The organism is Amycolatopsis sp. N2S4-7, from assembly GCF_058119595.1.
In genome coordinates, this window is record NZ_CP172299.1 from 4,928,090 (window position 1) to 4,949,413 (window position 21,324).

A 21,324-nucleotide genomic window follows, 5' to 3' on the forward strand; every position below is an offset into this window, starting at 1 on the left:
GGGTCAGCGGCCCCCGGTGCTCTCCCGGATCTCCAGGGCGAACGGGGTCTGGATGTCCTGCGCCGGTGACGTCTTGTCCCCCGTGATCCGGCGGTGCACCAGGTCGATCGCCGCCTCCGCCAACGCCGTTTTGTCCGGGGCGATCGTCGTCAACGCCGGGAGTGAGAAGGCGCTCTCTTCGTTGTTGTCGAAGCCCACGATGGCCACGTCCTCCGGTACCCGCAGCCCCAGCTCCGCCACCGCTCGCAGCGCGCCGATCGCCAGGAGGTCGTTGAAGCAGAACACCGCGTCCGGCGGCGCGGGCAGCGCCAGCAACGCCTTCATCGCCGCCGCGCCCACCGATCGGTGCCACTTCTCCGCCGGGGCCACCAAAGAATCCACATAGGACAGACCGGCGTCGGAAAGCGCCGCACGGTAGCCCGCCAGGCGCTGGGACGATGTCCCGCGCGCCGGGTTGAAGCCGATCGCCGCGATGCGGCGGCGGCCCAGGGAGGCCAGGTGCGAGACCGCCGTGTGCGCCGCCAGGACGTTGTCGATCGCCACGTGGTCGATCGGGACGTCCACCGCGTGCTCGCCCAGCATGACCAGCGGGATGCCGCCGGGATCCGCCGGGAAGTCCGCCGCCTCCAGGGCTTCCGGGTGCACCAGGGCGCCGTCCACCAGGTGCGGCCCCAGCGACAACAGCGTCTCGCGCTCCCGCGACCGCGTCCCCTGGGTCTGTTCGATCAGGACGCTCCACCCGCGCTTCTGGGCCGCCGTGATGACCAGGCCGGCCAGCTCGCCGAAGTACGGGATCGACAGCTCCGGCACCATCAGCGCCAGGAACCCCGTGCGGCCGCGACGCAGGTTGCGCGCGCCGACGTTGGGCCGGTACCCGGTCGCCGCCAGGGCTTCCTCCACCCGCCGGCGGTTCTCCGGCTTGACGAACGCATAGCCGTTCACCACGTTCGACACCGTCTTCACCGACACTCCGGCGAGCGTGGCGACGTCCTTGAGCGTCACGGTCACGGGCGGCTCCTTCTCAGGTGTGAGCACGAAGCATAGCGATAATTTGCCGGTTTACAACGTTGTTCCAACGATGTAAAAAGTACCTCAAGGCTCCCGCGGTGACTCCGATCACCCCGGTGAGCGGGCCCCACCGTCGCTGCCCGAGGAGTCACCGTGCCGCTGTCCACCCGTCCCCGCCTGGTCCTGGTCACCGCGGCCGCCGCCGCGCTCACCCTCACCTCCTGCACCAGCCGGGAAGAGACCCCGGCCGCCCCCTCCAGCGGCGGCGGGCCGGCCGCGTCCGCGCAGTCGGTCGCCCCGAGCGCCGACGGCTGCACGCTCGACAAGACCGGCTACCCCAAGGTCGACCTGAAGACGGCCGTGGTCGGTTTCTCCCAGTCCGAAAAGGAGGCCAACCCGTTCCGGATCGCCGAGACGCAGTCCATCCGGGACGAAGCCGCCAAACTCGGCATCGCGAACGACAAGCTGCTCGTCACCAACGCCCAGAGCGACCTCAACAAGCAGATCAGCGACATCAAGTCGATGCTCGACCGCGGCGCGCAGCTGCTCGTCGTCGCGCCGCTGAACTCCGACGGCCTCCAGCCCGCCCTCGACGCGGCGAAGGCCAAGAAGGTCCCGGTCGTCACCATCGACCGCAAGGTGACGTCCCAGCCGTGCACCGACTACCTGACCTTCATCGGTTCCAACTTCGTCGAGCAGGGCAAGCGCGCGGCGCAGGCGATGGCGAAGTCCACCGGCGGCACCGGCAAGGTCGCGATCCTGCTCGGCTCGTCCGGCAACAACGTGACCACCGACCGCACCCAGGGCTTCAAGGACGAGCTGGCGAAGACGCCCGGCCTGACCGTGGTCGCCGAGCAGACCGGCGAGTTCGACCGCTCCAAGGGACAGTCCGTGATGGAGCAGCTCATCCAGAGCCACCCGGACATCACCGCCGTGTACGCCGAGAACGACGAGATGGGCGTCGGCGCGGTCAACGCGCTGAAGACCGCGGGCAAGACGCCGGGCAAGGACGTCAAGGTCGTCTCGATCGACGGCACCCGCAACGCCGTGCAGCTCATCGCCGACGGCAGCTACAACGCCGTGATCGAGTCCAACCCGCGCTTCGGCCCGCTGGCCTTCCAGACGCTGCAGAAGTTCGAGGCCGGCAAGCCGATCCCGGCCAGCATCGTGATCACCGACGACCAGTACGACGAGACCAACGCTTCGCAGAAGGTCGGGAACGCGTACTGATGACGGCAGCCACCGAAGAGGACGTCGCCATGACGACCGCACCGGTGCTCGAGGTGACCGGGGTGACCAAGCGGTTCCCCGGCACCCTCGCGCTCGACGACGTCAGCTTCGCGCTGCGGCCCGGCGAGGTGCACGCGCTGGTCGGCGAGAACGGCGCCGGGAAGTCCACGCTGATCAAGGTGCTCACCGGCGTCTACCAGCCCGACGAGGGCGAGGTGCGCCACCTCGGCGAGCCGGTGACGTTCAAGCGGCCGATCGACGCGCAGCGCGCCGGGATCTCCACGATCTACCAGGAGGTCAACCTCGTCCCGCTGATGAGCATCGCCGGCAACGTCTTCCTCGGCCGCGAGCCGCGGACGAAGGCCGGGCTCGTCGACTGGCCGAAGATGTACGCCGAGGCCCGCGAGCTGCTCAAGGGCTACGGCATCGACGACGACGTCAAGCGCCCGCTGCACACCTTGGGCGTCGGCGCGCAGCAGATGGTCGCGCTCGCCCGCGCGGTCTCGACCGACGCGAAGGTCGTCATCATGGACGAGCCGACGTCGTCACTCGAGCCGCGCGAGGTCGAGACGCTCTTCGAAGTGTTGAACAGACTGCACGCCGAGGGCATCGCGATCGTCTACGTCAGCCACCGGATGGACGAGCTGTACCGGGTGTGCGAGAGCGTCACCGTGCTGCGCGACGGCCGAGTGGTCCACAGTGGACCATTGAAGGCGCTGCCGCGCATCGAGCTGGTGTCCAAGATGCTCGGCCGCGAGATCAAGCAGATCCGCGAAGAGGGCGTCACGGCGTTCGGCGAGGAACACGACGTCGAGCGCGAACCGCTCCTCAAGGCCGAGAACCTGTCGGGTATGCGGAAGCTGCACGACGTCTCGGTGAGCATCCGGCCCGGCGAGGTCGTCGGCCTGGCCGGGCTGCTCGGCTCGGGCCGCAGCGAGACCGCGCGCGCCATCGTCGGCGCGTTCCCCCTCGACGGCGGAAGCGTGCTGCTCGCGGGGAAACCGCTCAAGAAGGGCAAGATCGCCGCCGCCATGCGCGCCGGGATCGCGCTGCTGGCCGAGGACCGCAAGACCGACGGGATCATCCCGAACCTGTCGGTGCGCGAGAACATCGTGCTGGCCGCGCTGCCGACGCTGTCCCCGTTCGGCATCGTCAGCAAGGCCAAGCAGGACAAGGTCGTCAAGATCTTCATGGACCGCCTGCGGATCAAGGCGTCCAGCCCGGAGCAGAAGGTGTCCGAGCTGTCCGGCGGCAACCAGCAGAAGGTGCTGCTCGCCCGCTGGCTGGCCACCGGCCCGAAGATCCTGCTGCTCGACGAGCCGACCCGCGGCATCGACGTCGGCGCCAAGGCCGAGGTCCAGGGCCTGATCGACGAACTCGCGCAGGAGGGGCTCGGCGTGCTGCTCATCTCGTCCGAGCTCGAGGAGCTGATCGACGGTTCCGACCGCGTGGTCGTGCTGCGCGACGGCTCGGTCGTCAGCGAGCTCACGGGCGACCGCATCACGGAGGAGAACGTTTTGACCGCGATCGCAGCCGAGGCTGACAACGATGTCTAGCGCCACCCTGACGAAGACCCCGGACCGCGCGAAAGTCACGGCGTGGCTGCAGAACTACGGCGTCTACCTGGCCGTCGTCGTGCTGCTGCTGTTCAACGTCGTGTTCACCGAGAACTTCCTGTCCGCGGCCAACTTCCGCACCCAGCTGGTGCAGGCGGCGCCGGTCTGCATCGTCGCGCTCGGCATGGCGCTGGTGATCGGCACCGAGGGCATCGACCTGTCGGTCGGCTCGGTGATGTCGATCGCCGCCGCGCTCATCCCGCTCTACCTCGGCGCGGGCCCGCTGATGGCGGTCATCGTCGCGATCATCGCGGGCGTGGTCTCCGGCCTGTTCAGCGGCTACCTGGTGGCCTACCTGGGCATCCAGCCGATCATCGCGACCCTCGCCCTGCTGGTCGGCGGGCGCGGGCTCGCGCTGGTGATCGCCCACGGCCAGCTCGTCCAGCTGCACAACCAGGACTTCCTGGAGCTGGGCACCGGCGATTTCCTGGGCGTGCCGATCATGGTCATCGTGGCGGGCGTGCTCGCGGTGCTGGCCGGGCTGGTCGTCCAGCGCACGACGTTCGGGCGCCACCTGGTCGCCGTCGGCGGCAACCGCGCCGCGAGCACCCTGGCCGGCCTGCCGGTGAAGCGCGTGCTCATCAGCGTCTACGTCATCTCCGGGGCGCTGGCCGCGGTGGCCGGCGTGCTGGCGACGTCCCGGCTGGCCGCCAGCGACCCGAGCGACGTCGGCCTGCTGATGGAGCTGTCCGCGATCACCGCGGTCGTCGTCGGCGGCACCCCGCTGACCGGCGGCCGGGTCCGCGTGCTCGGCACCGTGTTCGGCGCGCTGCTCATGCAGCTCGTCCAGGCGACCCTGATCAAGCACAACCTGCCCGACTCCACCGCGCAGATGGTCCAGGCGGCCATCATCGTCGTCGCGGTCTACGTCGCGCGCGAGCGGAGCAGCCGATGACCGCCACCACCAGCCAGACCTCCGCGTCGGGCGCCGCGTTCGCCGGTGTCCTGCAGCGGCAGGGCGCGGCCGTCGTGCTCGTGCTCGGCCTCGCCGCGTCGTGGTTCGCGTTCCCGCACTTCGGCACCGCCGACAACCTGCGCAGCCTCGTGCTGCAGGGGTCGTTCCTCGCGGTGATCGCGCTCGGCATGACGTTCGTGATCATCTCCGGCGGCATCGACCTGTCGGTCGGCTCGAACTACGCGCTCGGCGGCGTTCTCGCCGCGTACGGCGCGCAGTACGGCCTCTTCGTCGCGATCCTGCTGCCCCTGGCGGTGTGTTCCCTGATCGGGCTGGTCAACGGCCTGCTCATCGCGCGCACCGGCATGGCGCCGTTCATCGTGACGCTGGCGTCACTGCTGTTCGCCCGGGGGCTCCTGCTGGCCCTGACGTCCGAAGGCTCGACGACGTACAAAGTGGACCCCGGCTCGGCGTTCCTCTGGCTCGGGCAGGGCACGATCTTCGGGATCGGCGTGCCGGTGTACCTGACGCTGGTCCTGTTCGCCCTCGGCGGGCTTCTGCTGCGTCGCACGCGGTTCGGCCAGTCGGTGTTCGCCATCGGCGGCGCCGAGCAGTCCGCGCTGCTCATGGGCCTGCCGGTGGCGCGCACCAAGATCAGCCTGTACACGCTGAGCGGCGCACTGGCCGGGGTCGCGGGCATCCTCACCGCCGCGTACCTGCAGTCCGGCGTCACGGTGATCGGCGTCGGCACCGAGCTCGACGCGATTTCGGTCGTCGTCATCGGCGGCACGCTGCTCACCGGCGGCGCCGGGACGATCATCGGCACGCTCGTCGGCGTGCTGCTGCGCACGCTGATCCAGAACGTCATCAACCAGATCGGCACCCTCGACTCCAACTACCAGACGGTGGTGAGCGGGGCCTTCCTGCTCGTCGTCGTGGTGATCCAGCGCCTGCTGGCGCGTTCCCGAACCCGGTGAAAGTTCCACGCTGAGTCCCCGTCCCCCCAACAGGAGGTCTCAACGATGTTCCGCCCTGCCCGAAAAACCCGGAGCTGGCTGACCGCCGCCGCGGCGTTCGCCGTCGCGGTCGCCGGCCTCGGCACCGTTCCGGCCGCCGGCGCGGCCGACGCTCCCCAGTGGCAACGGCTGACGCCACCGCTGTCCACGCCGTGGACGCAGGACGTCTCCCCCACCAACGCCCTCCCCGACTACCCGCGGCCCCAGCTGACCCGCGACAAGTGGCAGAACCTCAACGGCGTCTGGGAGTTCGCCAAGGCGACCCCGGGTGAGGCCGCGCCCGTCGGCAAGACGCTCGGCGAGCGGATCCTCGTGCCGTACCCGGTCGAGTCCGCGCTGTCCGGGATCATGCGCCACGAAACGAACATGTGGTACCGCCGCACGTTCGAGGTCCCGAAGACCTGGCAGGTCGGCCGCGGCCAGCGGCTGCTGCTGCACTTCCAGGCCGTCGACTACGACGCCACGATCATCGTCAACGGCCGGACCGTGTCGCGGCACACCGGCGGCTACGACGCGTTCTCCATCGACGTCACCGACGCGCTGACCACGGCGAAGAGCCAGGAGCTCGTCGTCGGCGTCGCCGACCCGAACGACCAGGGCGGGCAGCCGATCGGCAAGCAACGCCGGCCCGGCGACGGCATCTTCTACACGCCGACGTCCGGCATCTGGCAGACCGTGTGGATGGAGCCGGTGGCGCCCGCGCGCATCGACCGCCTGGACGTCACGCCGGACCTCGGTTCCGTGACGGTGAACGCCGTCGTCGGCGGGCCGGTGAAGCAGCGCGTCGAAGCCGTCGCCTACGACCACGGCCGCCCGGTCGGGCGCGTGTCCGGCGACGCGAACAAGCCGTTGAAGCTCAAGGTGGACCGGCCGCACCTGTGGTCGCCGGACGACCCGTTCCTCTACGACCTGCGGGTGCGGCTCGTGCCTTCGGGCGACGAGGTCGGCTCGTACTTCGGGCTGCGCACGGTCGGCCTCGGCAAGACCGCCGACGGCAAGGAGCGGATGCTGCTCAACGGCAAGTTCGTCATGCAGGTCGGCCCGCTCGACCAGGGGTTCTGGCCGGACGGCATCTACACCGCGCCGACCGACGCGGCGCTGAAGTTCGACCTGCAGCAGGAGAAGGCGCTCGGTTTCAACATGGTGCGCAAGCACATCAAGGTCGAGCCGGACCGCTGGTACTACTACGCCGACAAGCTGGGCCTGATGGTCTGGCAGGACATGCCGGCGATGAAGGACGACGTCGAGCCGTCCGCGGCGGCGCGGGCCAACTACGAGTCCGAGATGAAGCGGATGATCGACCAGCACCGCAGCTTCCCGTCGATCGTCACGTGGGTGCCGTTCAACGAGGGCTGGGGCGACTACGAGGTCGGCCGGATCGCCGACGAGGTCAAGGCCTGGGACCCGACGCGGCTGGTGAACGCCGAGTCCGGCGTCAACTGCTGCCGGTCCGAACCGGACAGCGGCAAGGGTGACATCTACGACGACCACACCTACACCGGGCCGGGCACGCCGATGCAGACCGGCACGCGCGCGGCGGTCGACGGCGAGTACGGCGGCCTCGGCCTGAAGGTCGCCGGGCACGAGTTCGACCCGGCGGGCAGCTTCGCCTACGAGATGGAGCCCGACAGCGCGACGCTGACCCGGCGCTACGGCGAACTCCAGCAGCGCCTGCTGCTGGTCGCCCAGCGGTGCGGCGTCTCGGCCGGCGTCTACACGCAGACCACCGACGTCGAGAAGGAGGTCAACGGCTTCTTCACCTACGACCGGCAGGTGAAGAAGATGGACTTCGCGGCGGTCCGCGCGGCGAACCTCGCGGTGATCAAGGGCGCCACCGGCGACCCGGTCTCCGGTCCGTCCGTGCCCGCGGGCACGCCGGGCATCGACGGCATCGCGGCCTACCCGTTCGACGAGAACGCGGGCACGGTGGCCGCGGACGTCGTCGGCGACCACGACGCGACGCTCGTCGGCGGCGCGTCCTGGACCGCGGGCAAGAGCGGGTCGGCGCTGGCGGTGAACGGGTCGGGCCAGTACGCCGACACCGGTGCGGCACTGGTGAACACCGAAGGCAGCTACAGCGCGGCGGCGTGGGTCAAGTTCAACGCCGTCGGCGACGGCTTCCAGACCGTGGTGAGCCAGGACGGCCCGAGCAACAGCGCGTTCTTCCTGCAGTACTCGGGCCAGGACCACCGGCTCGCGATGAGCTTCGTCGGCACGCGGGCCTTGGCGCCCACCGCCCCGGAGCCGAACCGCTGGTACCACGTGGTCGGCGTCCGCGACGCGGCGTCGGGCACGCTCAAGCTGTACGTGGACGGGCAGCTGGCCGCCACGAAGAGCGTCTGCCTCGGCGAAGCGTCGACGGGCCACACGGTGATCGGCCGCGGCAAGTACGGCGGCGGCCCGGTCGACTACCTCAACGGGGCGGTCGACCAGGTCCACGTCTACGACCGGGCGCTGACCGACGCGGACGTGAGCGCGTTGTACTCGAGCGGTAAGTAACCAACCCCCCGATCCGGGGAGACCGGTTTCCGGTCTCCCCGGATTTTTCTTGCCCCGCCCCAACCGTCGGCCGCCCTCAGGCGTGTGCAATCCGGAAGCCGCCGTCCTCGGTGGCTCAGGGGAGGAAGCAGGGGGTGAGCCCATTGGGCTCCACAAGATCCATCAGGCCCGCGAGAGCGGGCGTACTGGCCGTCACGACGGCGTTGCTGGCCGCGGGCGCAGCCGTCGTCACCGCGAACCCGGCGTCGGCGACCGTCTACACGGGGATCCAGTCGACCTCGTGGTCTTACATCGACTCCGCCCAGCCGAAGACCAGCTTCGTGAACCCGGCGGGCGACGCGCCCATCGGCGCGAAGGTCACGGCCGACGGCAAGAAGCACGTTTCCAAGTCCTACTTCACGTTCGACCTTTCCGGGCTGCGCGGCGCGAAGGTGCTGTCCGCGCAGCTGTGGGGGCGTGAAACCGCGGTCGCCGACTGCTCGGCGCCGCGCACCACCGAACTCTGGGTGACCGCGCCGTCGACGGAGCCGCCGACGTGGGACCGGCAGCCCGCCGAGCTGAGCAAGGTCCCCGGCCCGGGCTCCCTCGACGTCTGCCCGTCGGACTACCTCGGCTGGGACGCCGCGCCCACGCTCCAGCAGGCGATCGACGCGGGCCGCACCTCGCTGACGCTGGTCCTGCGCCTCCCGGACGGCCAGCAGCACAACCCGCGCTTCGGCCGCACCCACCAGCCGTCGCTGGGCGTCAGCCTCCAGAAGAACCAGGCACCCGACGTGCCCACGAGCCTGACCGTGGACAACCGGGCCTGCGCCGAGAGCCCGGTCATCGGCCGCGGCGACACCCGGTTCTCCGCGATCGTGACCGACCCGGACGACCACCAGGTCGGGGCGGAGTTCGCCTGGTGGCCGGTGGCGCACCCGGACCAGCGGCAGACACAGGTGCTGACCCGCTGGACCCCGGGCTACCCGATTTGGTTCGACCTCGCCCAGGACCGCCTCGCCGACGGCGTCACCTACGACTGGCAGGTCCGCGGCGCGGACGAGCTGACGGTCGGCGCGTGGAGCGGCACTTGCCGGTTCACCACCGACTTCACCGCGCCCACGACGGCCCCCCTGGTGGCGTCCACGGACTACCCGGGCCCGCTGACGCCCGCCGGCGGGGTCGGCGAGCCGGGCGTGTTCACCTTCGACGCCCAGGGCGACCCGGACGTCGTCGGCTTCGACGTGGGCGAGTCGGTCCCGCCCGTCCACGTCGCGGCCGACCGGCCCGGCGGCAAGGGGACCTACACGTTCACCCCGCGGACCGAAGGGTCGCAGCGGCTGATCGTGCGCGGGGTCGACGCGGGCGGGAACAGCACGCCCAGCACGTCCTACCGGTTCTCGGTGGACCGCAACGGCCCGTCGATGGCCTGCACCCCGGCCCAGGGGTTCCTCGGCGAGACGCGGCAGTGCACCTTCAGCCCGCACGTCGGCGACGGCGCCACCGAGTACCTCTACAAGGTCGACAGCGAGCCGGAGGTCACCCTGCCCGCCGGGTCCGGCGGCACCGCCTCGTTCACGGTCACGCCGACCGACGCCGCGAAGGCCTACAGCGTCGCCGTGCGGGCGCGGATGACCAACGGGAACCTGTCCGGCACCCGGACCACGCAGGTCCCGGTCGACCGCGGCCTGCCGGTCGTCGACGTGCCGGCCGCCCTCATGGTGGGGCGGCCCGCCGTGTTCACCCTGCACGCCACGCTGCCGGGCTCGACGTCCTTCACCTACGACTGGGACTCCGGCAGCGCCGTCACCATCCCGGTGGGCCCGGACGGCACGGCGCAGGTCACGGTCGTCCCGGACGCGCCGGGCCAGCACTGGCTGCACGCGCGCACGACGACCGCGGCGGGACTGGTCTCGGCGCGGCAGGAGGTCAACGTCACCGTCGACACCAACGGGCCGAAGGTGACGAGCGCGGAGTACCCGGAGACGTCGGTGGGCGGTTACGTCACGACGCCGGGCACCTTCACGTTCTCGTCGCCGTTGCCGGACGCGGTGAGCTTCACCGCCCGCCTCCAGGGCGCGGAGCCGGCCACGGTGCCGGCGGGCCCGGACGGCACGGCGAGCGCCGTCCTGTCGCCGGTCAGGACGGGCTGGCAGTACCTGGAGGCGACCACCACGTTCGCCGACGGCACCGTGTCGGCGACGAGTTACTACCGGTTCGTCCCGGAGTCGGCCGCACCGCCCCTGACGTGTGACGGGACGGGGTCCCTGCGGCCCGGCCAGGTGGTCCGCTGCACGCTGACGCCGGTGCAGCCGGGCCTGACGTCGTACGGCTACACCGTGGACGCCGGTCCGGAGGTGACGGTCCTGCCGGGCGCCGACGGCACGGCGGCGTTCGAGTTCACGGTCCCGGCGGACCGGACCCAGTACGCGCTGCGGCTGGAGGCCTGGAGCGCCAACGCGGCCGGGCTGCGGACCGACACGTCGTACACCTCGTTCTGGGTGGACGAGACCGCGGCGGCCCGCGTCACCAGGGCGGTCTGAGGTTCCTCCCGTGACGGCCACCCGCCGTGGTGGCCGTCACGGTTGCCCTGGAGCGCGCTCCAGCCCCTAGCGTCGTCCTCGCCACGACGTACTGGGGAAAGGAACCCGCCATGACCGACGAGCGCTTCGAACTCGGCCTGAAGACCCTGTCCGCCATCGACGGCGAGAGCGGGCAGCGCGTGCTCGACAACCTCGCCGACGTGTCCCCCGCGCTGGCGGAAGCCGTGGTGTCGTGGGGTTTCGGCGAGGTCTACGCGCGGCCGGGGCTCGCGCCGCGCGATCGCCAGCTCGTCACGCTCGGCATGCTCACCGCGCTCGGCGGCTGCGAGCCGCAGCTGGAGGTGCACGTCAACGCGTCCCTCAACGTCGGGCTCACGCCCGCGGAGATCGTCGAAGCGCTCCTGCACTCGGCGGTCTACTGTGGATTCCCGAAGGCGCTGAACGCGACCTTCACGGCCAAGAAGGTCTTCGCCGAGAGGGGGCTGCTGCCGGTGACGAGCGCATGAGGGTCGTCCTGTTCGGCGCGACCGGCATGGTCGGGCAAGGCGTGCTGAGGGAATGCCTGCGCGACGAGCGGGTCGAGGCGGTGCTGGCGGTCGGCCGGTCCCCGGTCGGCACCAGCCACCCGAAGCTCACCGAAGTCGTGCGGCCGGACCTGTTCGCCCTCGAGCCGATCACCGGGTACGACGCGTGCTTCTTCTGCCTGGGCGTCTCTTCGGTGGGCGTGGCGCCGGAGGAGTACGAGCGGATCACCTACCAGCTCACCCTTTCGGTGGCCCGGAAGCTCCCGGACGACAGCACGTTCGTGTACGTCTCGGGCGCGGGCACCGACAGCACCGAGCGCGGCCGGGTGCGCTGGGCCCGCGTCAAGGGCGCCACGGAGAACGCGCTGGCCCGGCTGCCGCTGCGGACGTTCTTCTTCCGTCCCGGCTACATCCAGCCGCTGCACGGGATCACGTCGAAGACCCCGCTGTACCGGACGCTCTACCGCGTCGCGATGCCGCTGTACCCGGTGCTCAAGCGGCTGTTCCCGCGGGCGGTGACGACCACGGAGGACATCGGGCTCGCGATGCTGGCGGTGGCTTCGGCGGGGTACGAGAAGCCGGTCCTGGAGAACGCGGACATCACCGCACTCGCGCGACGAGACCGGCCAGCAGGTTCGTGAGGTTCTCCGCCACCACCGCTTCGAACCCCGGCGCACCGCCGGCCTCGGCCGTCGCCAGTGCGACCGCTTCGGTCGGGTTCGCGCAGGGCCACGCCCCCGACACCACGACCACGACGGCCCGGGCGAACACCCGGGCCGCTTCCGCGGACAGCTCCGGGACGCCGGCGCGCACCAGCGACGCCAGCCGTTCGAGGTTCGCGGTCGCGCGGTGCTTGAAGCCGCGCGCGAACTCCACGGAGATGTTGCGCTCCAGCACCGGGGCCATCGCGCTGATCAGCTCGCACAGCAGCCGCCGCCCGGCCAGCGTCGCCGCGATCGTCCCGGCGATCCGCTCCGCCCGCGCGAAGGGCGGGTCCGGCAGCTCCCCGAACGCCAGCTCGTCGAGCCAGGCCGTCCAAGCGCCGTCGAGGACTTCGAGGAAGATCGCCTCGCGGCTGTCGAAGTAGCGGAGCACATTGGACTTCGCGAGCCCGACGCGGCAGCTGAGCTCCCGCAGGCTGATCTCGGCGACCGGCCGCTGCGCGAGCAGCTCCCGCGCGGCGGTGAGGATCGCGGTGCGGCGCTCCTCGACCTGCTCCGGCCGGCGGGCCCGCTGGAATCCGGCGCTCATGGCGCCGACAGTATCCCTCCTCAGCTGTGGCTGGTGGCCTCGCGCCGGGTCTTGACCCGCCGGTAGCTCCAGATCAGCAGCGCGAACAGGATCACCGACGACAGGATCAGGCTCGACCCGGTGCTCCAGCCGCTGAACGGGAGCGATTTCACCGTGCCCCAGACGATCCCCGCCGCCAGCAGCGCCAGCCCGGCCAGCACCGAACCGGCGATCCGCAGCGGTGACGACACGCTCTCCTCGGCCGCCTTCATGGCCCGGTCCCGCACCGGGTCGACGTACCGCTCCAGCGCCGGGAACTGCGACGCGAGCAGCAGGAGCCCGGCGAGCACGAGCAGCAGGCCCGGCCCGGGCAGCACCAGCAGCAGCACACCGACCACCAGCAGGAGCCCGCCCGCCACCACGATCAGGACCCGCTTGACCTGTCCACCGATCCCCACGCGACCACTCCCGTCGTTTCGCCCGATTCTTCCCGTCGGGATCGGGTCGTGCCACTCACGACCGCGCTTACCCGCGCAATGAGCACCACTAACGCGCAGAGCGTGGCGGATCCCAGCCAGGTGACGAGGCCCGGCCAGACGTACAGGATCTGCCCGAACGTGCCCTCGCGCCCGGCGAACACGACGCTCATCAGCTCCGGCAGCAGCACCAGGGCCAGGCCCGGCACCAGGTACGGCAGCAGCCGCAGGGCGGCCCGCCACCAGTCCGTCCGGCGCGCGGCCCACCGTCGCGCGTGGACGACGCCGAGCGCGGCGAGCAGCACCGAAAGCAGGATCAGCCCGGCGAGCACCCGGTCGGCGACGACGCCGGCGGGCAGCGCGAGCTCCGGCGAACCGCCCTCGATCAGGGTGGCCAGGCCCTGCGCCAGCGTCTCGGCGTCGTTGTCCAGCGCCAGGCCGGTGGTGGCCAGCACCGCGACGCCGTAGCCGCCGGGCAGCAGGACCTGCGCGGCCGTGTGGCTGAACCACTCGCCGGTGTGGGACAGCTGTCCCGGGCGGTAGGCGGCCCAGCCCAGCGCGTAGGTGCGGCCGGGGGCCGGGGTGTGCGCGAGCGCGACCGAGGACGGCGAGAGGACGCCGCCGCCGTCGCGCTGGGCGACCAGCCACCGCGCCAGGTCCGCCGCGGTGCTCTGCACGCCGTGGCTGCCGCCGGTGAACCAGTCCGGTTCGGTCACCGGGACCTCGAACCCGAACGCGCGCACGTAGCCGGGTGAGAGGTCCGCGGGCGGCTCGTCCACGGTCGTGCTCGACGCCATCCCGAGCGGGGTGAACAGCCGCGTCCGCAGGTGCTCGGCGAACGGCCGGCCGGCGACGACCTCGACGATCCGCGCGGCCACCTCGTAGTTCGGGTTGTGGTAGTGGAACCGCGTCCCCGGCTCGTCGGCGAGCCCCGCGTCCCGCAGGCGGCCGACGGCTTCGGCGAGCGTGTGCGGCTGCGGCAGCTTCAGGTCGGGGAACGCGGAGTCGGCCATCCCGGACGTCTGGTCCAGGAGCATCCGGACGGTGATCCGCGCGTCGCGCGGGTCGGCGAGCCGGAACTCCGGCAGGTACCGCGTCACCGGCTCGTCGAGCCCGATCCGGCCCGCCTCGGCGAGCTGCAGCACCGCGAACGCCGTCATGGACTTGCTCAGCGACGCGATCGGCAGCCGGGTCGACGCGGTGATCGGCGCGCCCGCCGCGTCGTGGCCGTACCCGGCGACGCGGACGATCTCGGCGCCATGCGTGACGGCGACCGCGGCGCCGGGCAGGCCGGTGTGGTCGAGGTAGGCGCGGACGTAGCCGTCGATGGCGGGAGCCGTCGCCGACGCGGCGGGGAGCGCGGCGGCGGGGGTCGCGGTGCCCAGCAGCAGGGCCGCGAGCAGGAGGAAGAGCCTGGTCATGGCAGTCAAGGTAGGCAGCGGACCGACCCGCGGACCGCTGCCGGAGGACGGGAGCCACCCCCTACTTTCGGCAGCTCCTTGACGCGGTGCCCCGCCGGACTTATAGTCAACACATCGATTGATAAACAGATTGGTTGATAAAGATGGCGGTTGACGACGAGACCCTGGATCGGGCGTTCACCGCGCTGGGCGACCCGGTGCGCCGGGCGCTCGTCGCCCGGCTGTCCCGCGGCGAGGCGACGGTGAACGAGCTGGCCGAGCCCTTCGCCATCACCAAGCAGGCGATTTCCCGGCACCTGCAGGTCCTGGAGCAGGCCGGGCTGATCACGCGCAGCCGGGACGGCCAGCGGCGCCCGTGCCGGCTCGTCCCGTCCGCGCTCGAGGCCCTGACCGGCTGGATCGACACCTACCGGCTGGCCACCGAACACACCTACCGGCGGCTGGACGCCGTCCTCGACACCCTCAAGGAGCAGTCATGACCGGCACCACCATCACCGCGCAGCCCGGCACCCCGTTCATCGACGTCACGCGCGAGTTCGCCGCGCCGAAGGCGGCCGTCTTCCGCGCTTACACCGAGCCCGACCTGGTCAAACAGTGGCTCGGCCCGCGCGACCTGGAGATGGAGATCCTCGAGTACGACGCGCGGCCCGGCGGGAGCTACCGCTACATCCACCGCGCCGAGCGCGGCGAATTCCGGTTCCGCGGCGTGTTCCACAACGTCGAGGACGGCGAGAAGATCATCCAGACGTTCGAGTACGAGGGTGCCCCGGACGAGGTCTGCCTCGAAACGATGACCCTCACCGAGGTCGACGGCCGGACGCGGCTGCACAGCCACTCGGTGTTCCCGTCGGTCGAAGCCCGGGACGCGATGGTCGCGAGCGGTATGGACACCGGCATCGTCCAGTCGTACGAGCAGCTCGACGAACTGCTCGCGAAGGAAGGCTGACGTGCCCGGGGTCGTGGCGAGCTTCTGCACGTCGCTCGACGGGTTCGTGGCGCGGCCCGACGACAGCGTCGGGCCGCTCTTCGACTGGTACTCGAACGGCGACGTCGAGGTCCCGATGGCCGGCTACCCGCTGACCTTCCGCGTCGCCCCCGCCAGCGCGGGCTACCTGCGCGCGTTCCTCGATTCGGTCCGCCACAGCGCGTTCGTCTGCGGCCGCCGCGTGTTCGAGTACACCCGCGGCTGGGGCGGCAAACCGCCGGGCGGGGGTGCGGCGTTCGTCGTGACGCACCGCCCGCCGCCCGCGGACTGGCCGGCCGGGCACCTGGCGCCGTTCACCTTCTGCCCCGACGTCGAGAGCGCGATCGAGCGGGCCAAGGCGGCCGGCGACGGCACCGTCGGCGTCTCCGGCCCCGCCATCGCCCAGCAGTGCCTGAACCTCGGCCTGCTCGACGAGGTGCGGATCGACCTCGTGCCGGTGTTCCTCGGCGAAGGGGTGCGGTACTTCGAGAACGTCGACCCCGGCAAGGCCGAGCTGGAGCGCGTCGAGGTCGTCGCCGGCGAAGGCGTGACCCACCTGCGGTACCGGGTGCACTACCGGTCCTGAGTGGACGGTCAGTCGCCCGCGGCCGCCAGCAGCTGGTCGAAGGGGACGAAGGCCGGCTCGGCCGGTACCGCGGGCCGTCCCGCGGCCAGCGACGCCAGCTCCGCACCGGCCTTCTCGATCCGCCGCTGCAACGCGCCTTCGCCGTTGCCCCAATCGGACGAAGCCGCGTACACGCCGGTAGCGACCGGATCCGCCTTCAGGTACCCGAAGAGCGGCCGCAGCTGGTAGTCGAGCACCAGCGAATGCCGTTCGGTGCCGCCGGTCGCGCCGAGCAGCACCGGCATGCCCGCCAGCGAGTCCGCGTCGAGCACGTCGAAGAACGACTTGAACAGGCCGCTGTAGCCGGCGGTGAACACCGGCGTCACGACGATCAGGGCGTCCGCGCCGGTCACCGTCTCGATCGCGCTGCGCAGCGCCGGGCTCGGAAAGCCGGTCAGCAGGTTCTTCGTGACGTCCAGGGCGATGTCGCGCAGCTCGACGACGTCCACCTCGACCGGGGACCCGGCCGCGGCGACGGTCGCCGCGGCCAGCCGGTCGGCCAGCAACCGGGTCGACGAGGGCACCGACAGCCCCGCCGTCACCACCGCGAGCTTCATGCTTCACTCCCCACCAGCGTGGCCGCCGCCTTCAGCGATTCGTGCGTCGGCGCCTCCGGCACGTGGGCGGGGCGCAGCGCGTCGAGTTCCTTGCGCAGCACGGGAACGACGTGCTCGCCGAGCAGGTCGAGCTGCTCCAGCACGGTCTTCAGCGGCAGGCCGGCGTGGTCCATCAGGAACAGCTGGCGCTGGTAGTCGCCGAAGTGCTCGCGGAAGGTCAGCGTCTTGTCGATGACCTCCTGGGGGCTGCCGACGGTCAGCGGCGTCTGGTCGGTGAACTCCTCCAGGGACGGGCCGTGCCCGTACACCGGCGCGTTGTCGAAGTACGGCCGGAACTCGTTCCACGCGTCCTGGGACTTCGGCCGGATGAACGCCTGCCCGCCGAGGCCGACGATCGCCTGGTCGGCGGAGCCGTGCCCGTAGTGCTCGAAGCGCTGGCGGTAGAAGCCGATCAGCTGCTGGAAGTGCTCCTTGGGCCAGAAGATGTGGTTGGCGAAGAAGCCGTCGCCGTAGAAGGCGGCCTGCTCGGCGATCTCCGGGCTGCGGATCGAGCCGTGCCAGACGAACGGCGGGACGCCGTCGAGCGGGCGCGGCGTGGCCGTGAAGCCCTGCAGCGGCGTGCGGAACTTGCCGGACCAGTCGACGACGTCCTCGCGCCAGAGCCGGCGCAGCAGCGCGTACTTCTCGATAGCCAGCGGGATGCCCTGCCGGATGTCCTCGCCGAACCACGGGTAGACCGGGCCGGTGTTGCCGCGGCCCATCATGAGGTCGACGCGGCCGTCGGCGAGGTGCTGCAGCATCGCGAAGTCCTCGGCGATCTTCACCGGGTCGTTCGTGGTGATCAGCGTGGTCGACGTCGACAGGATGATCTTGGACGTCTGCGCCGCGATGTGGCCCAGCAGCGTCGTCGGCGACGACGGCACGAAGGGCGGGTTGTGGTGCTCGCCGGTCGCGAAGACGTCGAGCCCGACCTCTTCGGCCTTGAGCGCGATCCGGACCATCGCCTTGATCCGCTCGTGTTCCGTCGGCGTGGTGCCGTTCGTGGGATCGGTCGTGACGTCGCCCACCGTGAAGATTCCGAACTGCATGACCTGCTCCCTTCGCGAGCCCATCTTACGTGCGCGTTCAACTACTTCCAAGCAAGAGATATTCCGGTTCATCGGCCTGGGGAGGGCACCGGCTAAGGTCGGGGACATGGACGCGGAATGCGCTCGGCTGGGCTTGGCAGAACGTTCGGTACGACTCCTCACCGGCCGCGACATCTGGGCCTCGATCACCCCCCTGCTCGCCCCGCGCCGGAACCTGGTGGCCGCCTTCGGCCACGTCGGTCCCGGCGCGGCCGCCCTGCTGCCGTTGCAACCGGGCGACACGGTGATCACCGACGCGAGCCTGGACACGGTGCTGTCCGGGGCGACGAGCCCGCACGCCCTGCTGCACTGGGTGAAGGCGGGCGTGATCGTGCACTCCCTGCGCGGGCTGAACGCGAAGCTGGTGATCGCCGAGGACGACCCGGCGTTCGTCGTGGTCGGCTCGGCCGACGTCACGGCCGCCGGCCCGCGGCAGCTGTTCGAGGCGGTGACCGTCTCGAACGAGAAGCACACCGTCGAAGAGGCCCAGGAGGCCTGGCTCGAGTGGTGCGACCTCGCGGGGCCCGCCCTGACCGCGGGTGACCTGGAGCCGCTCCTGGAGCAGTACGGGGCCGGCAAGCCGGTCACCGCGTCGCGCCCGGCCACGACCACCCGGGCCGCCGCGCCGTCCCGGCCGGTCGTGACGAGCCGCCCGGCGGCACCCGTCCGCCCCGCGGCGGTCACGCCGCCCCCGTCCCCGGTCCGGCCCGCTCCCCCGGCGCCGTCGCCGGTGCGCCCGGCGGAGGCTCCCGCCCCCGCCGCACCCGAACCGGCCCCGGTGGCCGAGTCCGCGGCGCCCGCTTCGGCCGCCTCGGCCGCCGAGTCCCCGGCTCCGGCCGAGGTACCGGAACCGGTTGCGGCAGCGGCCGTCGAGCCCGAAGCCACCGAAGCCACCGAAGCGCCCGAGACCGACGTGCCCCGGCCGTCCTGGCCGCGCCCGGCCGAGCTGTACCTCGTCAGCCTCGTCGAAGGCGGCGAGCCGTCGGCCGAGGCCGAGTACCGGCTCGAAGAGCTGGCGCGCGAGTACACGCACCCCGGCGAGAACGGCGAAGCACCGTTCCGCGTCGAGCTGTTCTGGGCCGACGACGGCCAGGGCCAGGACCCGCCGCGCACGCTCCGCCCGGGCGTGCACGTGATCCGCGTCTACAGCCAGAAGCAGGGCCGGGCCCTCGTCGGGTCGCGGATCGAGGCCCCCGGTCTCGTGCTGCAGGCTTACACGGACGAGTACGCGTACCCGCGCCGCACCTACTGCTACCTCCTGACGCGGGAGACGTCCGCGAAGCCGGTGTTCGGCGACCTCCGCAAGAGCCTCGCCACGATCGGCGAGAAGCCGAACTTCCGGAACAACTTCCAGGTGCCGCGGAAGATCGAAGCCCTGCTGGCACTGTGGCCGGACCTGGGCTACGACCCCCGTTAGGGGCGGCGCACGCCACTCCGGAGACGGCAGCGCGCGGAAGTTGTCGGGGTCGGCGGATATCCTGCACTACGGTGCAGGCGAGTCCGCACCACCACCAGCACTTTCGCGAGCCACGATCCGGGAGAACGACCCTGTGACTGCCGAGACCTTGTACGGGGCCGACGACCTGACGCATCTCGAGGGTCTCGAAGCCGTCCGCAAACGACCCGGGATGTACATCGGCTCCACCGACAGCCGGGGCATCAACCACCTCTTCTCCGAAGTCGTGGACAACTCGACGGACGAGGGTGCCGCCGGCCACGCGACGAAGGTTGTCGTCACGCTGCACGCCGACGGCAGCGTCCAGGTCGACGACGACGGCCGCGGCATCCCCACCGGCACCCACGCCAAGTCCGGTTTGTCCGGCGTCGAGCTGGTGCTGACCCGGCTGCACGCCGGCGGCAAGTTCGGCGGCTCCGGCTACAAGACCTCCGGCGGCCTGCACGGCGTCGGCGCTTCGGCGGTCAACGCGCTGTCGCACCGCTTCGACGTCACCGTGAAGCAGGACGGCAAGGTCCACCAGATGTCGTTCAAGCACGGCGTCCCCGGCACGTTCGACGGGCCCGGACCGAAGGCGAAGTTCACCCGCCGCTCCGGGCTGAACGTCATCGGCAAGATGAAGCGCGGCGAGCGCTCCGGCACCTCGATCCGCTACTGGTACGACGCCCGCTACTTCGAGTCCGGCGCGGCCCTGGACGTCGAGGGCGTGCGGGCGAAGCTGCGCAACACCGCGTTCCTCGTGCCGGGCGTCACGTACGTGCTGCGCACGGCGATCGAGGACACGATCAACGAGGAGACCTTCCACTTCCCGCACGGGCTGGTGGACATGGTCGACTTCCTGACCCCGTCGGGGGAAAAGCCGGTCTGCGGCACGCTGCTGATCACCGGCGAAGGCACGTACAAGGAGAACGCGGCGGACGCCACCGGCGTCATGCAGTCCAATGTGGAGCGCCGGGCCGAGGTCGAGGTGGCGCTGCGCTGGGGCACCGGCTACGAGCGCACGGTCGAGTGCTTCACCAACACGATCCGCAACGTCCACGGCGGCACCCACCGGCGCGGCTTCGACCGCGCGGTGGCGAAGGCGTTGCAGGAGGCCATCTCCAAGACCCGCGGGCTGCTCAAGCCCAAGGAGGACATGCCGACGATCGAGGACGTCCTCGAGGGCATGACGGCCGTGGTGCACGTCCGGCTGCCGGAACCGCAGTTCACGTCGCAGACGAAGGACGAGCTGTCCACCGCGGGCATCACCCGGGTCATCCAGGGCATCGTCGACAAGCACGTCAAGGCGTGGACCGAGGACCGCAAGACGAAGTCCGAGGCCAAGGTCGTGCTGCAGAAGGTGGTCGACGCCTCCCGCGTCCGGCTCACCCAGAAGCAGCAGAAGGACGCCGCCCGGCGCAAGACCGCGCTCGAGGGCGCGGCGATGCCGCCGAAGCTGGTCGACTGCCGCACCACCGGCGTCTCGCGCAGCGAACTGTTCCTCGTCGAGGGTGACAGCGCGCTGGGGTCGGCGCGGATGGCGCGCGTGTCCGAGTACCAGGCGCTGCTCCCGCTGCGCGGCAAGATCCTGAACGTCCAGAAGGCGTCGCTCGGCGACACGCTGAAGAACGCCGAGATCGCGTCGATCGTGCAGGTGCTCGGCGCGGGCACCGGGCGCACGTTCGACCTGTCGACCATGCGCTACGGCCGGGTCATCCTGATGGCCGACGCCGACGTCGACGGCTCGCACATCCGGACCCTGCTGATCACGCTGTTCGCGAAGTACATGCGCCCGGTGATCGAAGACGGCCGGCTGTACGCGGCGATGCCGCCGTTGCACAAGCTCGTCACGAAGGGCCGCAACCCGGAGACGCACTTCACCTTCACCCAGCAGGAGATGGAGTCGAAGTTCGCCGAGCTGGAGCGGGCGGGCAAGAGCATCGTCACCCCGGTGCCGCGGTTCAAGGGTCTCGGCGAGATGGACGCCGACGAGCTGTGGGAGACCACGATGAACCCGGCCACCCGCTCGGTCCGCCGGATCACCATGGACGACGCCGAGGCCGCCGAGGGCGCGCTGGAGCTGCTGATGGGCGAGAAGGTCGAGCCCCGGCGGAACTGGCTGGTCGCCTCCTCCGACCGGATCGACCGCGACGCCATCGACGCTTAATTTTCTTAGCTA

General features: G+C 71.1%; 19 protein-coding genes. 13 read left to right on the forward strand and 6 right to left on the reverse strand.

Features of this window, described 5'->3' with window-relative positions; genetic code table 11:
* Window positions 1-3 precede the first annotated feature (3 nt).
* A complete protein-coding gene (locus tag ACH54P_RS22805) occupies window positions 4-1,008 on the reverse strand; it encodes a LacI family DNA-binding transcriptional regulator (protein ID WP_489915890.1) in 1,005 nt (334 codons plus the stop codon).
* Between the two features lie 153 nt (window positions 1,009-1,161).
* On the opposite strand from ACH54P_RS22805, the gene ACH54P_RS22810 reads away from it, so the two are divergent.
* From ACH54P_RS22810 to ACH54P_RS22845, 8 genes are all read left to right on the forward strand, one after another.
* Entirely contained in the window at window positions 1,162-2,238 is a 1,077-nt protein-coding gene (locus ACH54P_RS22810) for an ABC transporter substrate-binding protein (protein WP_489915892.1), read from the forward strand.
* Window positions 2,238-3,794: a sugar ABC transporter ATP-binding protein gene (locus ACH54P_RS22815; protein ID WP_489915894.1), complete on the forward strand. Its 1,557-nt coding sequence runs from the start codon at window positions 2,238-2,240 to the stop codon at window positions 3,792-3,794. Before ACH54P_RS22810 ends, ACH54P_RS22815 begins: the two co-directional genes overlap by 1 nt.
* Entirely contained in the window at window positions 3,787-4,749 is a 963-nt protein-coding gene (locus ACH54P_RS22820) for an ABC transporter permease (protein WP_489915896.1), read from the forward strand. The genes ACH54P_RS22815 and ACH54P_RS22820 overlap by 8 nt, the downstream gene beginning before the upstream one ends.
* Complete coding sequence (locus ACH54P_RS22825; RefSeq protein ID WP_489915898.1) at window positions 4,746-5,726, forward strand: ABC transporter permease; 981 nt, start codon at window positions 4,746-4,748, stop codon at window positions 5,724-5,726. Before ACH54P_RS22820 ends, ACH54P_RS22825 begins: the two co-directional genes overlap by 4 nt.
* Window positions 5,727-5,771: 45 nt before the next feature.
* Entirely contained in the window at window positions 5,772-8,264 is a 2,493-nt protein-coding gene (locus ACH54P_RS22830; RefSeq protein ID WP_489915900.1) for a LamG-like jellyroll fold domain-containing protein, read from the forward strand.
* Window positions 8,265-8,398: 134 nt separating this feature from the next.
* Complete coding sequence (locus ACH54P_RS22835) at window positions 8,399-10,786, forward strand: DNRLRE domain-containing protein (RefSeq protein ID WP_489915902.1); 2,388 nt, start codon at window positions 8,399-8,401, stop codon at window positions 10,784-10,786.
* 110 nt (window positions 10,787-10,896) lie between these two features.
* Window positions 10,897-11,292, forward strand: a complete 396-nt coding sequence (locus ACH54P_RS22840) for a carboxymuconolactone decarboxylase family protein (RefSeq protein WP_489915904.1) — start codon at window positions 10,897-10,899, stop codon at window positions 11,290-11,292.
* Window positions 11,289-11,951, forward strand: a complete 663-nt coding sequence (locus ACH54P_RS22845) for a Rossmann-fold NAD(P)-binding domain-containing protein (RefSeq protein ID WP_489915906.1) — start codon at window positions 11,289-11,291, stop codon at window positions 11,949-11,951. Before ACH54P_RS22840 ends, ACH54P_RS22845 begins: the two co-directional genes overlap by 4 nt.
* On the opposite strand, the gene ACH54P_RS22850 is transcribed toward ACH54P_RS22845, so the two are convergent.
* From ACH54P_RS22850 to ACH54P_RS22860, 3 genes are read right to left on the reverse strand one after another with little or no spacing between them, the layout of a single operon-like run.
* Window positions 11,911-12,561, reverse strand: coding sequence for a TetR/AcrR family transcriptional regulator (locus ACH54P_RS22850; protein ID WP_489915908.1), 651 nt, complete (start codon window positions 12,559-12,561; stop codon window positions 11,911-11,913). The genes ACH54P_RS22845 and ACH54P_RS22850 overlap by 41 nt on opposite strands.
* A 20-nt stretch (window positions 12,562-12,581) precedes the next feature.
* Window positions 12,582-12,998 carry a PGPGW domain-containing protein gene (locus ACH54P_RS22855; protein WP_489915910.1) on the reverse strand — a complete coding sequence of 139 codons (417 nt, stop codon included), beginning with the start codon at window positions 12,996-12,998 and terminating at the stop codon, window positions 12,582-12,584.
* Window positions 12,965-14,437: a serine hydrolase domain-containing protein gene (locus ACH54P_RS22860; protein ID WP_489915912.1), complete on the reverse strand. Its 1,473-nt coding sequence runs from the start codon at window positions 14,435-14,437 to the stop codon at window positions 12,965-12,967. The genes ACH54P_RS22855 and ACH54P_RS22860 overlap by 34 nt, the downstream gene beginning before the upstream one ends.
* Before the next feature lie 143 nt (window positions 14,438-14,580).
* Between ACH54P_RS22860 and ACH54P_RS22865 the strand changes: the two genes are divergently transcribed.
* Genes ACH54P_RS22865 through ACH54P_RS22875 form a run of 3 tightly spaced genes read left to right on the forward strand, consistent with a single transcriptional unit; the run spans window position 14,581 to window position 15,987 of the window.
* Window positions 14,581-14,916, forward strand: coding sequence for an ArsR/SmtB family transcription factor (locus ACH54P_RS22865; RefSeq protein ID WP_465448106.1), 336 nt, complete (start codon window positions 14,581-14,583; stop codon window positions 14,914-14,916).
* On the forward strand, window positions 14,913-15,383 hold the full coding sequence (locus tag ACH54P_RS22870; RefSeq protein WP_489915914.1) for an SRPBCC family protein: 471 nt from the start codon (window positions 14,913-14,915) through the stop codon (window positions 15,381-15,383). The genes ACH54P_RS22865 and ACH54P_RS22870 overlap by 4 nt, the downstream gene beginning before the upstream one ends.
* A gap of 1 nt (window position 15,384) precedes the next feature.
* The gene (locus tag ACH54P_RS22875; protein WP_489915916.1) at window positions 15,385-15,987 is read left to right on the forward strand and encodes a dihydrofolate reductase family protein; all 603 of its coding nucleotides are present in this window, start codon (window positions 15,385-15,387) and stop codon (window positions 15,985-15,987) included.
* Between the two features lie 8 nt (window positions 15,988-15,995).
* On the opposite strand, the gene ACH54P_RS22880 is transcribed toward ACH54P_RS22875, so the two are convergent.
* Both ACH54P_RS22880 and ACH54P_RS22885 read right to left on the reverse strand, forming a co-directional pair.
* Window positions 15,996-16,583, reverse strand: coding sequence for an FMN reductase (locus tag ACH54P_RS22880; protein WP_489915918.1), 588 nt, complete (start codon window positions 16,581-16,583; stop codon window positions 15,996-15,998).
* On the reverse strand, window positions 16,580-17,671 hold the full coding sequence (locus ACH54P_RS22885) for an LLM class flavin-dependent oxidoreductase (protein ID WP_489915920.1): 1,092 nt from the start codon (window positions 17,669-17,671) through the stop codon (window positions 16,580-16,582). Before ACH54P_RS22885 ends, ACH54P_RS22880 begins: the two co-directional genes overlap by 4 nt.
* Before the next feature lie 106 nt (window positions 17,672-17,777).
* Here ACH54P_RS22885 and ACH54P_RS22890 point away from each other — a divergent pair, with 106 nt between their 5' ends.
* Together ACH54P_RS22890 and ACH54P_RS22895 are read left to right on the forward strand one after the other, a co-directional pair.
* Window positions 17,778-19,127, forward strand: coding sequence for a phospholipase D-like domain-containing protein (locus ACH54P_RS22890; protein WP_489915922.1), 1,350 nt, complete (start codon window positions 17,778-17,780; stop codon window positions 19,125-19,127).
* A gap of 133 nt (window positions 19,128-19,260) precedes the next feature.
* Window positions 19,261-21,312: a DNA gyrase/topoisomerase IV subunit B gene (locus ACH54P_RS22895; RefSeq protein ID WP_489915924.1), complete on the forward strand. Its 2,052-nt coding sequence runs from the start codon at window positions 19,261-19,263 to the stop codon at window positions 21,310-21,312.
* Window positions 21,313-21,324: the final 12 nt, after the last annotated feature.

What these genes read in the sequence shown, in the direction of transcription:
- ACH54P_RS22815 (WP_489915894.1), top strand. Translation starts at nt 2,238, where the DNA reads ATGACGGCAGCCACCGAAGAGGACGTCGCCATGACGACCGCACCGGTG.
- ACH54P_RS22820 (WP_489915896.1), top strand. Translation starts at nt 3,787, where the DNA reads ATGTCTAGCGCCACCCTGACGAAGACCCCGGACCGCGCGAAAGTCACG.
- ACH54P_RS22825 (WP_489915898.1), top strand. Translation starts at nt 4,746, where the DNA reads ATGACCGCCACCACCAGCCAGACCTCCGCGTCGGGCGCCGCGTTCGCC.
- ACH54P_RS22830 (WP_489915900.1), top strand. Translation starts at nt 5,772, where the DNA reads ATGTTCCGCCCTGCCCGAAAAACCCGGAGCTGGCTGACCGCCGCCGCG.
- ACH54P_RS22840 (WP_489915904.1), top strand. Translation starts at nt 10,897, where the DNA reads ATGACCGACGAGCGCTTCGAACTCGGCCTGAAGACCCTGTCCGCCATC.
- ACH54P_RS22845 (WP_489915906.1), top strand. Translation starts at nt 11,289, where the DNA reads ATGAGGGTCGTCCTGTTCGGCGCGACCGGCATGGTCGGGCAAGGCGTG.
- ACH54P_RS22850 (WP_489915908.1), bottom strand. Translation starts at nt 12,561, where the DNA reads ATGAGCGCCGGATTCCAGCGGGCCCGCCGGCCGGAGCAGGTCGAGGAG.
- ACH54P_RS22860 (WP_489915912.1), bottom strand. Translation starts at nt 14,437, where the DNA reads ATGACCAGGCTCTTCCTCCTGCTCGCGGCCCTGCTGCTGGGCACCGCG.
- ACH54P_RS22865 (WP_465448106.1), top strand. Translation starts at nt 14,581, where the DNA reads ATGGCGGTTGACGACGAGACCCTGGATCGGGCGTTCACCGCGCTGGGC.
- ACH54P_RS22870 (WP_489915914.1), top strand. Translation starts at nt 14,913, where the DNA reads ATGACCGGCACCACCATCACCGCGCAGCCCGGCACCCCGTTCATCGAC.
- ACH54P_RS22880 (WP_489915918.1), bottom strand. Translation starts at nt 16,583, where the DNA reads ATGAAGCTCGCGGTGGTGACGGCGGGGCTGTCGGTGCCCTCGTCGACC.
- ACH54P_RS22885 (WP_489915920.1), bottom strand. Translation starts at nt 17,671, where the DNA reads ATGCAGTTCGGAATCTTCACGGTGGGCGACGTCACGACCGATCCCACG.
- ACH54P_RS22890 (WP_489915922.1), top strand. Translation starts at nt 17,778, where the DNA reads ATGGACGCGGAATGCGCTCGGCTGGGCTTGGCAGAACGTTCGGTACGA.